Raw genomic sequence first — 14,177 nt, forward strand, 5'->3', positions numbered from 1 at the left:
TTCCTGCTCCGGCCTCCCTTCCTCGGCCGAGGAGCTCTGGAGGGAGGCTGCTGGGTCCGCGTGGTCGTAGGGCGGCCACAGGTGTCGCCCTCGTGGCCTCTCCGATGCTCTTCGTGCTTGCCTCCGGCAGACCACCAGGTCTTCTCGCCCAGATCGAGCAGCGCCCCTTCTCCTCGATCACACAGGCACTCCTCCGGCGACGCCCCCGGGCAACGATCACGCCCTGGGGCGGCGCGCCGGTCCCCCACGGAGAACACGCCCTCGTGCAACGTGAGCAGGAGTCCGCGCTTCGTGCCCGGGAACGCCGACGGGCCCCGCCTCCCAGAGGGAGACGGGGCCCGTCGTGACGTTCAGGCGATCAGTGCGCGTGCTGTCCGCGAGAGAACTCGAAGACCCAGCCCACCAGTGCGACGGCGCCGAGGACGGCGCCGATGCCGAAGATCCACCAGCCCAGGGCGAGGCCCAGGAAGGCGATCGCCGCTGCACCGGCGATGGCCAGCGGCCACCAGCTCCAGGGCGCGTACACGCCCTGGTCGCCGGCGCCCTGCTCGATGAGACCGTCCGGGTCGTCCTCGGGCCGGGCGTCGATGCGCTTGGCCGTCAGCGCCAGGTAGCCACCGATCATGGCCGCGAGGCCGAAGGTCAGGAACAGCGCTGCGGAGCCGACGGGCTCCCAGTGGCTCCAGAACCCGTAGACGAGCGCCACCAGGAGGAAGAACGGTGCGAGGAAGAGGTGGAGCCTCGATTCGACCTTCACTTGCCGTCCTCCTTCTCGCCGGCGTGCGGCTCGTCGATGATCATGGTCGAGGTCGACGAGCTGGAACGCTCGGTGCCCTCGACACGGTCCACGGCGGCTGCGGTCTCGCCGCGGCGGTCGGCATCGCCGTAGACCTGCTGCAGGACGCTCGGGTTGGGCTCCGCGTGGTCCATGGCCGCGACCTCAGGGTGGTGCAGGTCGAACGCGGGGCGCTCCGAACGGATCCGGGGCAGCGAGGTGAAGTTGTGCCGCGGAGGCGGGCAGGACGTCGCCCACTCGAGCGAGGCCCCGTAGCCCCACGGGTCGTCCACGGTGACCTTGGGCGCGTTGCGCCAGGTCGTGTAGACGTTCCAGAGGAACGGCAGGGTCGAGGCGGCGAGGATGAAGGCGCCGACCGTCGAGACCTGGTTCATCCACGTGAAGCCCTCCTCCGGCATGTAGTCCGCGTAACGACGCGGCATGCCAGCCACACCCAGCCAGTGCTGGACGAGGAAGGTCGCGTGGAAGCCGATGAACAGCAGCCAGAAGTGCAGCTTGCCGAGCTTCTCGTTGAGCATGCGACCCGTGAACTTGGGCCACCAGAAGTAGAAGCCCGCGAACATCGCGAACACCACGGTGCCGAAGACCACGTAGTGGAAGTGCGCCACGACGAAGTAGGAGTCGGAGAGGCTGAAGTCCAGCGCGGGGCTCGAGAGGATGACTCCCGTGAGACCACCGAAGAGGAAGGTCACGAGGAAGCCGATCGACCAGAGCATGGGCGTCTCGAACGTGAGTTTGCCCCGCCACATGGTGCCGATCCAGTTGAAGAACTTCACACCGGTCGGAACTGCGATGAGCATGGTCATGAACGCGAAGAACGGCAGCAGGACCGCACCGGTGACGTACATGTGGTGAGCCCACACCGTCACGGAGAGGGCAGCGATCGCGATCGTCGCGTAGACCAGACCCTTGTAGCCGAAGATCGGCTTGCGGCTGAAGACCGGCAGGATCTCGGAGACGATGCCGAAGAACGGCAGCGCGATGATGTAGACCTCGGGGTGCCCGAAGAACCAGAAGAGGTGCTGCCAGAGGATGGCGCCACCGTTCTCCGGGTTGAAGATCTGCGCACCCAGGCGACGGTCCGCGCCGAGCGCGAACAGCGCTGCGGCCAGCGGGGGGAAGGCCATCAGGACCAGGAGGCTCGTGACGAGCGTGTTCCAGGTGAAGATCGGCATGCGGAACATGGTCATGCCCGGGGCGCGCATCGTGATGATCGTCGTGATGAAGTTGACGGCACCGAGGATGGTTCCGAACCCGGCCAGCGCCAGGCCGAAGACCCAGAGGTCTCCACCAGCTCCTGGACTGAACGTCGTGTTCGACAGCGGCGCGTACGCGAACCACCCGAACGACGCGGCCCCCTGCGGGGTGAAGAAGCCGGCGGAGGCGATGAGCCCACCGAACAGGTACAGCCAGTACGCGAACATGTTCAGTCGCGGGAACGCGACGTCAGGCGCGCCGATCTGCAGCGGCATGATGACGTTCGCGAAGCCCGCGAACAGCGGGGTCGCGAACAGCAGCAGCATGATCGTGCCGTGCATCGTGAAGAGCTGGTTGTACTGCTCCTTGCTCTGCACGATCTGGATGCCGGGCTCGAAGAGCTCGGCACGGATCACGAGGGCCATGAGGCCACCGATGCAGAAGAAGATGAACGACGTGATCAGGTACATGTACCCGATCGTCTTGTGGTCGGTCGAGGTGACCCACTTGATGACGGTTCGTCCGAGCGTCTGGCGCTTCGGGGCGAGACCGGGAATGACTTCGGCCTGCGCGACCATCAGTTCTCACCTTCCGTGACGACGGGCTGGTTCGGGTCCTGGAGGCGGTTCAGGTCCAGCCCGAGCTCGCCGATCTGTCCCTTGTCCTCGAGCTTCTGCATCTGGGCGTCGTACTCCGCACGGGAGACCACGGCCACGTTGAAGAGCATGCCCGAGTGGTGCTCACCGCAGAGCTCGGCGCACTTGCCGGCGTAGACACCCTCACGCGTGGGGGTGACCTGGAACTCGTTGGTGCGCTCCGGGATCATGTCCATCTTGTAGAGGAACGCGGGGATCCAGAACGAGTGGATGACGTCGCGGGAGTCCAGCTTGAAGCGGACGACCTCGTTGACGGGCAGGTAGAGCGTCGGCAGCGAGGTCGCGGTGCCCGGGGCACCCTCGATCTCGTCCTCGGAACGGAGGTCGCCGACGTTGGCCTCGTGCTGGCCGGACTCGTAGACGTCGTCCGTCAGGTAGTTGAAGTCCCAGCTCCACTGCTTGCCGATGACCTGGATCTCGACGTCAGGGGTCTCGGAGAGATCCTTGATCGCCGTCATGTCACGGTCGGTGTAGTAGAAGAGCACGAGCACCATGACGATCGGCACAGCCGTGTACATGATCTCGAGGGGCAGGTGGTAGCGCGTCTGCACGGGCAGGACGTGGTCGTCCTTGCGCTTGCGGTAGGCAGCGACGCACCACAGGATCAGTCCCCACGTGATGACGCCGACGATCAGTGCCGCGATCCAGGACCCGTTCCACAGCGATGTGATGCGGGCGGTCTGGTCGGTCACCTCACCGTCGGAATATCCGGGGAGAAATCCGCGCTGAACGGTCTCACTGGCACAACCGGACGCCACCGCAGCGACAGCGACAGCGGTTGCCGTCGCTCGCAGGATGGTTCGCCGTGTGCGGCTAGGGGATTGCGAGTGCAAGGGGGGCCTTTCACTTCAACGTCCGACAGGGGGGCTCGATCTCTCCACGAGGTCCCCGCAGAACCTTCGTCCTCGACCCACAGAGCCTAGCGCTTGAATGCCCTCCCGCGCGCCGTCAACGCGCCTTGTGAACGTGACGAATCCGCCAACTTTCCCCGAAAACACGGGGTTCGGCACACCTCTGACCGTTCTGTCAGATCGTCGCTTCGCCCGAGCCTCGCGCTACCGTGCAGACTGTGAGAAGCAGCCTCGGCACATTCGGCGCATCTCCAATGAAAGTCCGCCGATCGACGGGCCCGCGGAGCACTCCCCACCGTATTCCACGCCACTCAGGAGCACATGTGACGGATACCACCACTCCCCCGCGTCGGGTCTACCTCGACAACGGGGGCAGGGCGCTCCTGCACCCCCTCGCCCGCACCGCGTTCGACCAGGCGCTCGACGACGGCTGGGCAGATCCACGTCGACTGCACGCCGAGGCACGTCGCGCGGCCGTGCTCCTCGACGGCGCACGCGAGGCCGTCGCGGCGGGCCTGGGCGCCCGCACCGAGGAGATCCACTTCTCGTCCTCGCACACCGCGTCGCTGCACGCGGCGGTCGGTGCGGTCGCGCTCGGGCGTCGGCGGGCTGGACCGGGCATCGTCGTCTCGGCGGTCGAGCGCGCGGCCGTCCTGCACGCGGCCGAGCTCGCGACGTCCTCGGTCACCCCCACCGCCGCCGACCTCTCCACGACGGACACCCCCCGGACGGACCTCCGCCCGGAGACCAGCGTGGCTCTCGAGACGCCGTCGACGGCGCGCCCCCTCGTGACCGTCCCGGTCGACCTGCTCGGACGGGTCGACGAGGCCGCGATGATCGCGGCCGTCTCGTCCCCGGGCGTCGCGCTCGCCGCGCTCCAGGCTGCCAACGGCGAGGTCGGGACCCTCCAGCCCGTCGGAGCCGTCCACGACGCCGCCCGCCGCGCGGGCGTCCCGCTCCTCGTGGACGCGGGCGCCGTCGTCGGGCACGCCGAGGTACCCGGCGCCTGGGACCTGCTCGCCGCCGACCCGGGCGACTGGGGCGGCCCCGCCGGGGTCGGTGTCCTCGCGGTGCGCAACCGCGTCCGCTGGCGCCGCACGTGGCCCGAGGACGCCGACCCCTGGTTCCCGGGCGGGGTGAGCGTCCCCGCGGCGTTCGCCGCGGCCGTCGCGCTCCAGTCCGTCCTGGCCGACCGCGCGGCCCAGGACGCGCGCCGGCGCGCGATCGTCGCCAAGGTCCGGGACGTCGTCGGGCAGATCCCCGACGTCGAGGTCGTGGGCGACCCCGACGACCGGCTCCCCCACGTCGTGACCTTCTCGTTCCTGTTCGTGGACGGCGAGGCCCTCGTGAGCGAGCTCGACCGTGCGGGCTTCGCGGTCGGGTCCGGCTCGGCGTGCACGTCGAGCTCGCTCGAGCCCAGCCACGTCCTGGCCGCCATGGGCGTCCTCACGCACGGCAACGTCCGCATCGCGCTCGACCGGAGCACGACCGAGGAGGACGTCGACCGCTTCCTCGCCGTCCTGCCCGGCGCCGTGGCGCGCGTGCGCGCCTCGCTCGGGGTGAGCGGGCTGTGAGCACCGAGCCGACCACGCAGCCGCCGGTCCCGGAGGTCGTCGACGCGCGCGGGCTGCGCTGCCCCCTGCCGGTCATCCGGCTCGCCGCGGTCGCGCGCGACCGGTCGCCGGGCGACGTGCTCACGGTCTGGTCGACCGACCCCGCGGCCCGCCACGACGTGCCCGCGTGGGCGCGCATGCGCGGGCATGCCGTGGTCGAGAACACCGTGCTGGACGACGCAGTGGTCGAGACCGCGGGCGACGCGCGTCCCGCGCCCGACGACGCAGGTCCCTCGGGCGCGCAGGCGGCGGCCCAGGAGAGCGCCACGCGCGTGCCCGAGGGCGGTACGACCTGGGCGATCACGGTCCGTCTGGGCGGGTGAGCGGAAGGTCCGAGGACGCCGACGGCCCGGCCACCGTGAGGTGACCGGGCCGTCGTGGCTCGACCGCTGCGAGGTCCGCAGGGCCGGGCGCTGCGGATCAGCCGAACGAACCGCCGCACGCGCAGGCGCTGCCCGCGTTGGGGTTGTCGATCGTGAAGCCCTGCTTCTCGATCGTGTCGGCGAAGTCGATGGTCGCGCCGTCCAGGTAGGGGACGCTCATCTTGTCGACGACGACCTCGACGCCGTCGTAGTCCTTGAGGACGTCGCCGTCCAGGACGCGCTCGTCGAAGTAGAGCTGGTAGATCAGGCCCGAGCATCCGCCGGGCTGGACGGCGACGCGCAGACGCAGGTCGTCGCGGCCCTCCTGCTCGAGGAGGCTGCGGATCTTGCCGGCCGCGAAGTCCGTCAGCAGGACGCCGTGGGTGGCGGTCTCGGTGGTCTCGCTCATCGTGTTCTCCGCACAGTCTTCGGTGGGCTCTCGCCCCGTGGTGTGCCGTCGGCCTGCGGCTCCCGCTCCCGGGCAGGCCGATCGGTCCTCAGGCTTGTCGCATACCCGTCAACACGACGGGTCGTGGTTCTGTTCCCGAGTCTACGACGGCGGCGCCCGCGGCTCGTCGTGGGGCCCACGAGGCGGTCCGCGGGTACTGGGCCTCAGGCTCCTGGCGCGCTGCCGCTCCACGTCCGCGCCACGCGCCCGACGCGTGCCCTCGCCGCCGACAGGTCGCGGCCCAGCTCGTAGGCCCCGCTGATCCCCGCGGCCGCCTGCTCGCGCCGGCCGGCGAGGACCTCCCGGGCGAGGACGACGACGGGGAGGCCGAGCGCGGCGGCCCGGCGGGCGACCTCGGGCAGGGCGCCGTCGTGCACGGCCGAGGCGTCGAGCGCGTCGACGACCACGACCGCCAGGTCGGCCGCGGCGACCCGGGCGTCGAGCCCCACCACGTCCGCGACGACCGCGGTGCCCGGCAGCAGCCGTGCTCCGAGCGCCGCGAGGCCGAACCCCAGGCCACCACCGGCCCCAGCACCGGGCAGCGCCGTGAGGGCACGGCTCGTCTCCCGGACGGACTGCGCCGCGCCGGCCGCGGCCCGAGCGCCCGGGCCGGGCGGCGCCGTCGGGCCTGCGAGCAGCGAGCGCGACGCCGGACCGGTCGGCACGTGCGCGAGGGCTCGCGAGACCTCGTGGGCCCAGTGCCCGTGCGCCCGCTCGAGCTCCTGGGCGAGCGCAGCCAGGGCGGGGTCCGCGTCCGCGAGCGCGCCGTTCGTCCCGTGCAGGCCCAGCAGGGGCAGGTCGGAGTCCACGGCGCCGACCAGCTCGGTCCCCGCGAGGTGCTCGCGCGCCGCGAGCACCTGGGCCGCGTCGGCCCGGCCCGCCTCGCCGAGAGCCGTGCCTCCCCGGGTCAGGGGCCCGTCCCCTGCTCCCGCGAGCGCCGCGACCAGGCCCGCGCCCGCGTCGTGCGCGCCCAGGCCGCCGGTCGCCACGACGACGCGCGACGCGAGCCGTGCGGCCTGCGCGACGACCTGCCCGACGCCGTAGCTCGTCCGCGCGCCCAGGTCGCCCTGGTCAGGGTGCGCAGAGGCGCCCGGGGGGTCGGTGAGTGCCGAGCCGACCGTCGCCCCGAGAGCCGCGGCCTCGACGTACGCGGTGCGCGCGCCGCCCGGCGAGGCCGGTCCGAGGCGGAACGTCACGGGCACGTCACGCCCGCGGGTGTCACGGGCGACGGTCACGACCTCGTCCGTGACGTGCTCGGCCAGCGCGCGCAGGAAACCGTCCGCGCCCGGGTCCAGCACGCACGCGTCGACCAGCGCGCCCGACGCCGCCCCCCAGACCGTGGCGACCAGGTCCCGCACCTCGCTCGCGGAGAGCGTGCCGTCGGTCAGTGCGAGCGGTTCCGCGACGGCGAGGAGAAGGCGCATGGCGCGATTGTGCCAGGTCCGCGTGCCGTCGGTGGCGCGGGTCACACCGGGTCGCTCTCGCGAGGCGACCACCTCGCGAGACGGACCTGCTCACGAGACGTGCGCGGCGCCGTCGGGCGGCCCGGAGGAGCCGGACGAACCCCCTCGTCCCGGCCTCGTTGTGCGACGATGTTCCCGTGAGCACCCTGCTGGACAACACCTTTGCGGAACCTGCCCCGTCCCCCCTCCTGCTGCTCGGGCAGGGCCGGGACCTGGCCTCCGAGCGAGGGGTCGAGTGCACCGGCGAGCTGCCGGCGGCGAGCGACCCCGACCTCGTCGAACGTGCCCGCGCGGCCCGCGCCGCGCTCGGCTCGCGAGCCTTCGTCCTGGGCCACCACTACCAGCGCGACGAGGTCATCGACTTCGCGGACGTCACGGGCGACTCGTTCAAGCTCGCGCGCGAGGCCGCGGCCCGCCCCGAGGCCGAGTTCATCCTCTTCTGCGGCGTGCACTTCATGGCCGAGAGCGCGGACATCCTCACCTCGGACGCCCAGCAGGTCGTCCTGCCGGACCTCGCGGCGGGCTGCTCGATGGCCGACATGGCCGCGATCAACCAGGTCGAGGACGCGTGGGAGGTCCTCCAGGACGCCGGGATCGCCGACGTCACGCTCCCCGTCACCTACATGAACTCGACCGCCGCGATCAAGGCCTTCACGGGTCGGCACGGCGGGACCATCTGCACGTCCTCGAACGCGGAGGTCGCGCTGCGGTGGGCGTTCGACCAGGTGGGTGGGGTCGACGGCACGGGCAAGGTCCTGTTCATGCCCGACCAGCACCTCGGACGCAACACTGCACTCCTCAAGCTCGGCATGTCCCCCGCGGACTGCGTCGTGTTCGACCCCCGCAAGCCCAACGGCGGCCTGACCGACGCCGAGCTGCGCGACGCCCGCATGATCCTGTGGCGCGGGCACTGCTCGGTGCACGGGCGCTTCTCCGAGCGCAACGTGACCGACATCCGTGCCGCCGTCCCTGGCGTCAACGTCCTGGTCCACCCCGAGTGCAAGAACGAGGTCGTGGAGGCCGCGGACTACGTCGGCTCGACCGAGTACATCATCAAGATGCTCGACGCGGCCGAGCCCGGCTCGTCCTGGGCGATCGGCACCGAGCTCAACCTGGTGCGCCGCGTCGCGCGCGCGCACCCGGACAAGCAGGTGCACTACCTCGACTCGACGGTCTGCTTCTGCTCGACCATGAACCGCATCGACCTGCCCCACCTCGTGTGGGCCATGGAGTCGCTCGTCGCGGGCCGCACCGTCAACCGGATCGTGGTCGACGCCGACGACGCCCACTGGGCTCGCGTCGCGCTCGACCAGATGCTCGCCCTGCCCGGGCTGTAGGACCCCCGGCGGGTCCGTCGGCGCGCGCCGGCGGACCCGCCGACCGCACGACTGCACTGCCGCAGAAGAACCGAGGGGTGAGTGATGACCACCGGAAACGGTCTGAGCATCGGCATCTACGTGTTCGACGGGGCCGAGGAGCTCAACGTCGCCGGCCCCTTCGAGGTGTTCACCGCGTGGCGCGAGCGCTCTGCCCTCAAGCCGCGGGTCGCCACGTTCTCGTGGGACGGGCGCGGGGTCCGGCTGGCGCAGGGCCTGCACATGGTGCCCGACAGCTCGGCCGACGACGTCGGCCCCCTCCAGCTTCTCGTCTATCCGGGCGGTCCCGGGGTGCAGCCGCTCGTCGGCGACCGGATCCATCTCGAGTGGCTCCACGCCATGCGCGTCCAGACCCCGCTGCTCGCGAGCGTGTGCACGGGCTCGCTCGCCCTGGCAGCGGCCGGGCTGCTCGCCGGTCGCCCCGCGACGACCCACTGGGACCACTACGACGAGCTGGCCGGGATCGACCCCAGCATCATGGTCGACACCGAGACCCGCTTCGTGGACGACGGCGACGTCGTCACCTCGGCAGGAGTCTCGGCCGGGATCGACATGGCGCTCCACCTGGTCGAGCGGTTCGAGAACGCGGAGGTCGCGGACCAGGTGCGCCACGACCTGCAGTACGAGGGCGCCTGAGCCCGAGGGTGGGCGCGTCGCCGGTCAGGCGGACCGGCGCGTCCGTCAGGCGCTCGTGCGCTCCTCGTACCGGCCCGTGCGGTGTGCCCACCGGTCGAACACAACCGTGAGGAACGGCGGCAGCGTGGCCGCGAGGGCGAAGAACACGGTCAGGAGCGTCCAGCGCTGGCGGACCGCGACGAGGATCGCGAGGAGGACGTACGCGATCACGAGCGCGCCGTGGACCGGGCCGAAGATCTTCACCCCGATCTCGGAGGCCTCGGCGATCCACTTGACGTACATCCCGACGAGCAGGCCCGCCCAGGAGAACGCCTCGGCGATCGCGACCGCGCGGAAGGCGCGGACGGTCCAGTGGTGCGAGGTCGTGGGCTGCACTGCCTGTGCGGCGTGCGTGGCGCTGTCGGGCAGGGGGGCGGCGGTCCGGGTGGTCACGGGGGCCATCCTCACACGTCGCCCTGGACGGTCCGAAACCCTGTGGCGCGTCTCCGCGGCGGCCTCGGCCCGGCGTGACGCCGCCCGGGATACCTGATACCGCACGTTCCGGGTTGTACCCTGCGACGGTGACCCGACAGATCCAGCTCACGATCGCCAGCACCCTGCCGCGCAAGGCCGTCCCGGGCCGCGGGGTCCTCGACCCCTCCGTGACACGCATGCGCGTGCGCCCGGGCGACCTCGACTTCTACCTGCACGTGAACAACGGCGTGTACCTGCAGATGATGGACGTGGCCCGCAGCAACTTCCTCGCCGACCTCGGCGCGTTCGGCCTGCTCCGCGACAAGGGCTGGTACCCCGTCGTGGCCTCCTCGACCATGAAGTACCGCCGCTCTCTCCAGCTGTGGGACCGCTTCGAGATCACGACCCGGGTGCTCGGGTGGGACGAGCGCGTGGTCTACCTCGAGCAGGTCTTCTCCCGGGGCGGCGACCTGTGCGCCCGCGGGCTGATCGCGGGCCGGTTCCTCTCGAAGGCGGGCGACCGCATCCCCGGGCCCGACGTCGTCGGGCTGCTGGGCGCGGACGTCACGAGCCCCGAGCTCCCCGCGGACGTGCGCGACTGGGCCCAGGCCGTGGACGTCGCGGCCCGCTGACCTCCGGTCGCCCTAGGGTCGTGGCCATGACCGACGAGGTGCTCGAGCACGCCCTGCTGCACGTGGTCCCCGGCCGCGAACAGGCCTTCGAGGAGGCCTTCGGCACGGCGCGCGGGATCATCGCGTCCGTGCCGGGCTTCCGCGACCTCTCGCTCGGCCGCTGCCTCGAGCGGCCCGCGACGTACCTCTTGCTCGTGCGCTGGGACAGCCTCGAGGCACACACCGTGGGTTTCCGCGGCTCGGCCGGGTACCAGGAGTGGAAGGCGCTGCTCCACCACTTCTACGAGCCGTTCCCGGTCGTCGAGCACTTCCGCGAGGTGTCGTGGGACGAGGTCGACCCGACCACCCGTCCCGCCTGAGGCACGGCCTGGGCTCCGGTCACCAGGAAGCCCTCGCGCGACGCGGCGCGGCGAGGGCAGCGCCCGCCAGGATCGTCACGAGACTGGCGGGCACCACCTGGAGGGGCCGGTGGGCTCTGCGGGGAGCCGCCGACGCTAGACGAGGGCGAGCTCCTTGACCGGCTCGGGCTCGTCGGCGTCCGGCTCGTGCGGCACCGACCCGGTGCGCAGCGGCTTGAACCTGTCGATGACCACGACCAGCGCGAGGGACACGGCTCCCCAGATCCCGAACGTGGTCAGGTGCGCACCGACCGTGTCGCCGCCGAAGTAGAGGATCGAGCGGATCGCCTCCACGGCCGCGGGCATGGGCAGGATCTCGTGCAGGACCCGGAAGACCTCCGGCTCCATGTAGATCGACAGCCCGCCCCCCGAGGCGGGGACGCCGACGAGCATCAGGATGCCGACCGCGGGGACCACCGCGAGCATCCCGAACAGCCGTTCGAGCACCGCGCTGAACATGGCCACGCAGAAGATCGCGACGATCCCTGTGCCCCACAGCGGCCAGAAGTGCCCGGACACGCTCCCGGTGATCGGACCGGCGATGAGCCACAGGACCGCCGACATGAACACCGCCCACCCCGCCACGATGGGCACGAGCCGGCGCAGCGGTCGGGAGCTCGGTGCCGCGTTGGCGCCGACGATGATGATCATGAATCCCGACAGGACCCAGCCCATGGCCAGGTACATGCTCACCGAGCCCATGGTGTCGGTGGTCGACAACGGGGCGACGTCGTCGGTCTCGAGGTCGAGCTGCTGCCCCGCGGCGACCTGACCGAACACCGCCGTGACGACCTGCTTCGCGCTGGCGCCGGCGGCCTGGTTGGTCACCAGGGTCGCGCTCGGGCGCTCGGCCGACGGCAGGACGAACGCCGCGCTGACCGTGCGGTCCCGCACCTGGGTGCGCGCCTCGTCGGCCGAGCCCACGGCCCGCAGGTCGAACAGGCCCGGCATGCTCCGGTCGAGCCCGTCGACCGCGTCCTGGGCCTGGTCCACCGTGGCGCCGACGACCGCGACGGGCATGTCCCGCGGCGTCGGGGACGACATGGCGCCGAGCATGACCGAGATCATCATGGTGACCATCGCGAGCGGGAAGAAGAGCAGGGCGGCATAGCGCCACCGGCGGGTCGCAGGCCGCGGACCGCCGTGCAGCGAGGGCACGGTCACGGGGGGCGGCCCCGCGTCCGGGTTGCGGCGGCGCTTGCGGGCGTCGAACGCGAGCGTCAGCACCAGAGCGACGACCGCACCCACGACCAGGACAAGCAGGTGCGATCCCACGCCCGACCCGTCGAAGTACAGGACCGAGCGCAGTGCCTCACCGACCGCCGGCAGGGGAAGGACCCCGTGCAGGACCGTGAAGAACTCCGGCATGGTGTAGACGCTCATGCTCATGTTCGAGGCCGGCATGCCCAGCACGGTCAGGAGGAGCATGGCCGCGATCACGGCCATGGGCCCCAGGAAGCGCGTCAGCAGGAGCTGGACCGCGCCGACCGAGAAGACCCCCAGCCAGGCGATGCCCAGCACCTCCGGGGTGTGCCCCTGGACCACGCCGAGCAGCGGCCCCGTGACCGTCCAGACGAGGGCCGCGACCAGGGCGGCCCAGCCGGCCAGGAGCGGCACGGCTCGCCGGAAGCGCAGCAGCTCGGGCGAGTTGGAGAGGGTCACGCTGAAGGGCAGGTAGCCGGCCATCACCAGGGCCGTGGCCAGGAACATCGCGCCAAGGCCCGCCGGGTCGGACGTGGGGAGCGGGGCGAGGTCCTCGGTCTCCAGGGTCAGCCCCTGGGCCAGGACCTGCGGGGCGAGCATGCCCGTGACGGTCGAGGACTGCGACGCCCCGGCCGAGCTTGCGGTGTACACCGTCGCAGAGCCGTCGGCGACGTGCACGGCTCCCGACACCTCCCGGTCGAGCACCAGGCCGCGCGCCTCCTCGTCGGAGCCGACGAGGAGGACGTCGACAGCGTCGGGGTCGGCAGCCTCCAGCGCGTCGGCGAAGGCCTGGGCCTGCGGCGCGCTTCCCGAGACGGCGACGGGCATGCCGTGCGGTGCCGGGGCGTGCATGGTGCCCAGGTAGCCGCTGATCATCATCGACACCATGACGAGCGGCATGAAGAACATGGCCACGTACCGCCCGATGGTCTCGGCCTTGGCGCGCTTGAGGGCGGCCGCCTCGGCGTCGGCCTCAGCGCCGTCCGTCGTCGTGACGGTCGGGGAGTCGGGGTCCGGTAGCACCTGGTCCGAGCTGCGCGCGGGTGTCTTGTTGCTCAAGTGTGTGCTCCTGTACGGCGTGGCGAGAGGGCGACGTGCTACCCCGTGCGCCGTTGCAAGGGCGCCGCCTCGATGTGCGGCTGGGATGAACCAACCGGACGAGATTACGCCACGTGGCGTAAAAATGTCACGTGCTGGACGCGAGGGTCCCGCCCAGCGACGCGGCGAGCACCCCGGCCGTCCGGATGGCATGATCGCCGCAGTCGGACCGCCGCACGAGCCGTGGCTCCCGGCTGCCCACGGAGCCTGACGGGGACGGGCTCGTGCCCGCGCAGGTCGGAGCCCCTGACCGGTCGTCGACGAGGCGCCCACCAGCACACGACCGAACCACCACGAGACGAGGCCCCACCGCATGGGACAGCACAGCGACCGGGCGCGCGAGACGCTGCTGAACTCGGCCGAGGAGCTCTTCGCGCGCGACGGCATCGACGCGGTGTCCAACCGGCGGATCACCGAGCACGCAGGCACCGCCAACCACTCGGCCATCGCCTACCACTTCGGCGGCCGCGACGAGCTGCTGCGCGCGCTGCTGGGCCGGCACCTCGAGGAGATGAACAGGCGCCGGACGGCGCTCGTCGCCTCCTTGAGCGACGACGCCGACGTGCGCGACCTGCTCGCCTGCCTGCTCCTGCCCTGGATCGAGCACCTGGCATCGTTGCCCGTCCCCAGCTGGCGTGCGCGGTTCGTCTTCCAGGTCCGCACGGTCCCCTCGGTCGCCGAGGCGCTCGCCGGACTGACCACGGCCAACCCCGTCGTCGAGGACCTCGTCCGCCGGCTGCAGGCCGCTCTCAGCGACCTCCCCCCACGCGTGGTCCGGGGACGGTTCGAGATCCTCGGCCCCATGACCCTGGGGGTCTGCGCCGAGCACGAGGCGCGCGTCCACGACGGGACCCCGCCGGCCTGGACCGGGGTCGGCTACTTCCTGATCGACGCGAGCGCGGGCATGCTCGCGGCGCCCGTCACGCACCCCGACGACTACCTCACGGTCCCCAGCACGCCGTTCCTCCTGTGAGGCGGCAGGTCGCCCCGACCGT

Annotated in this window: 14 protein-coding genes; 7 read left to right on the plus strand and 7 right to left on the minus strand. The window is 71.6% G+C overall.

The genetic code is table 11. From position 1 onward, the window contains the following. Positions 1–358: 358 nt before the first annotated feature. Genes ACIPWA_RS10535 through ctaC form a run of 3 tightly spaced genes read right to left on the minus strand, consistent with a single transcriptional unit; the run spans position 359 to position 3,482 of the window. The gene (locus ACIPWA_RS10535; protein ID WP_056651272.1) at positions 359–757 is read right to left on the minus strand and encodes a cytochrome c oxidase subunit 4; all 399 of its coding nucleotides are present in this window, start codon (positions 755–757) and stop codon (positions 359–361) included. Next, entirely contained in the window at positions 754–2,571 is a 1,818-nt protein-coding gene (gene ctaD, locus ACIPWA_RS10540; RefSeq protein ID WP_056651268.1) for an aa3-type cytochrome oxidase subunit I, read from the minus strand. Before ctaD ends, ACIPWA_RS10535 begins: the two co-directional genes overlap by 4 nt. After that, on the minus strand, positions 2,571–3,482 hold the full coding sequence (ctaC, locus tag ACIPWA_RS10545) for an aa3-type cytochrome oxidase subunit II (protein WP_056651265.1): 912 nt from the start codon (positions 3,480–3,482) through the stop codon (positions 2,571–2,573). Before ctaC ends, ctaD begins: the two co-directional genes overlap by 1 nt. 341 nt (positions 3,483–3,823) lie before the next feature. Here ctaC and ACIPWA_RS10550 point away from each other — a divergent pair, with 341 nt between their 5' ends. Then, the gene (locus ACIPWA_RS10550; protein WP_400290004.1) at positions 3,824–5,074 is read left to right on the plus strand and encodes a cysteine desulfurase family protein; all 1,251 of its coding nucleotides are present in this window, start codon (positions 3,824–3,826) and stop codon (positions 5,072–5,074) included. Continuing rightward, positions 5,071–5,436: a sulfurtransferase TusA family protein gene (locus ACIPWA_RS10555; RefSeq protein ID WP_400290006.1), complete on the plus strand. Its 366-nt coding sequence runs from the start codon at positions 5,071–5,073 to the stop codon at positions 5,434–5,436. The genes ACIPWA_RS10550 and ACIPWA_RS10555 overlap by 4 nt, the downstream gene beginning before the upstream one ends. A gap of 97 nt (positions 5,437–5,533) precedes the next feature. Here ACIPWA_RS10555 and ACIPWA_RS10560 read toward each other — a convergent pair whose 3' ends face one another. Together ACIPWA_RS10560 and ACIPWA_RS10565 are read right to left on the minus strand one after the other, a co-directional pair. After that, entirely contained in the window at positions 5,534–5,884 is a 351-nt protein-coding gene (locus ACIPWA_RS10560; protein WP_056651260.1) for a HesB/IscA family protein, read from the minus strand. 203 nt (positions 5,885–6,087) lie between these two features. Then, entirely contained in the window at positions 6,088–7,347 is a 1,260-nt protein-coding gene (locus ACIPWA_RS10565; RefSeq protein ID WP_400290009.1) for a glycerate kinase, read from the minus strand. 176 nt (positions 7,348–7,523) lie between these two features. Here ACIPWA_RS10565 and nadA point away from each other — a divergent pair, with 176 nt between their 5' ends. Further along, the gene (gene nadA / locus ACIPWA_RS10570) at positions 7,524–8,723 is read left to right on the plus strand and encodes a quinolinate synthase NadA (RefSeq protein ID WP_056651253.1); all 1,200 of its coding nucleotides are present in this window, start codon (positions 7,524–7,526) and stop codon (positions 8,721–8,723) included. 84 nt (positions 8,724–8,807) lie between these two features. Beyond that, positions 8,808–9,398, plus strand: a complete 591-nt coding sequence (locus tag ACIPWA_RS10575) for a DJ-1/PfpI family protein (protein ID WP_400290012.1) — start codon at positions 8,808–8,810, stop codon at positions 9,396–9,398. Between the two features lie 45 nt (positions 9,399–9,443). On the opposite strand, the gene ACIPWA_RS10580 is transcribed toward ACIPWA_RS10575, so the two are convergent. Next, positions 9,444–9,830 carry a DUF3817 domain-containing protein gene (locus ACIPWA_RS10580; protein ID WP_400290014.1) on the minus strand — a complete coding sequence of 129 codons (387 nt, stop codon included), beginning with the start codon at positions 9,828–9,830 and terminating at the stop codon, positions 9,444–9,446. Between the two features lie 128 nt (positions 9,831–9,958). On the opposite strand from ACIPWA_RS10580, the gene ACIPWA_RS10585 reads away from it, so the two are divergent. Further along, the gene (locus tag ACIPWA_RS10585) at positions 9,959–10,483 is read left to right on the plus strand and encodes an acyl-CoA thioesterase (RefSeq protein WP_056651497.1); all 525 of its coding nucleotides are present in this window, start codon (positions 9,959–9,961) and stop codon (positions 10,481–10,483) included. Between the two features lie 26 nt (positions 10,484–10,509). Then, positions 10,510–10,842 (plus strand): antibiotic biosynthesis monooxygenase family protein, encoded by a 333-nt coding sequence (locus ACIPWA_RS10590; RefSeq protein ID WP_400290017.1) that lies wholly within the window; start codon positions 10,510–10,512, stop codon positions 10,840–10,842. A 135-nt stretch (positions 10,843–10,977) separates the two neighbouring features. Here ACIPWA_RS10590 and ACIPWA_RS10595 read toward each other — a convergent pair whose 3' ends face one another. Further along, positions 10,978–13,143, minus strand: a complete 2,166-nt coding sequence (locus ACIPWA_RS10595; protein WP_400290019.1) for an ABC transporter permease — start codon at positions 13,141–13,143, stop codon at positions 10,978–10,980. Between the two features lie 352 nt (positions 13,144–13,495). Here ACIPWA_RS10595 and ACIPWA_RS10600 point away from each other — a divergent pair, with 352 nt between their 5' ends. Further along, entirely contained in the window at positions 13,496–14,155 is a 660-nt protein-coding gene (locus ACIPWA_RS10600; RefSeq protein WP_068627442.1) for a TetR/AcrR family transcriptional regulator, read from the plus strand. Positions 14,156–14,177 lie beyond the last annotated feature (22 nt).

This window comes from Oerskovia enterophila (genome assembly GCF_044748475.1).
GTDB lineage: Bacteria > Actinomycetota > Actinomycetes > Actinomycetales > Cellulomonadaceae > Oerskovia > Oerskovia enterophila.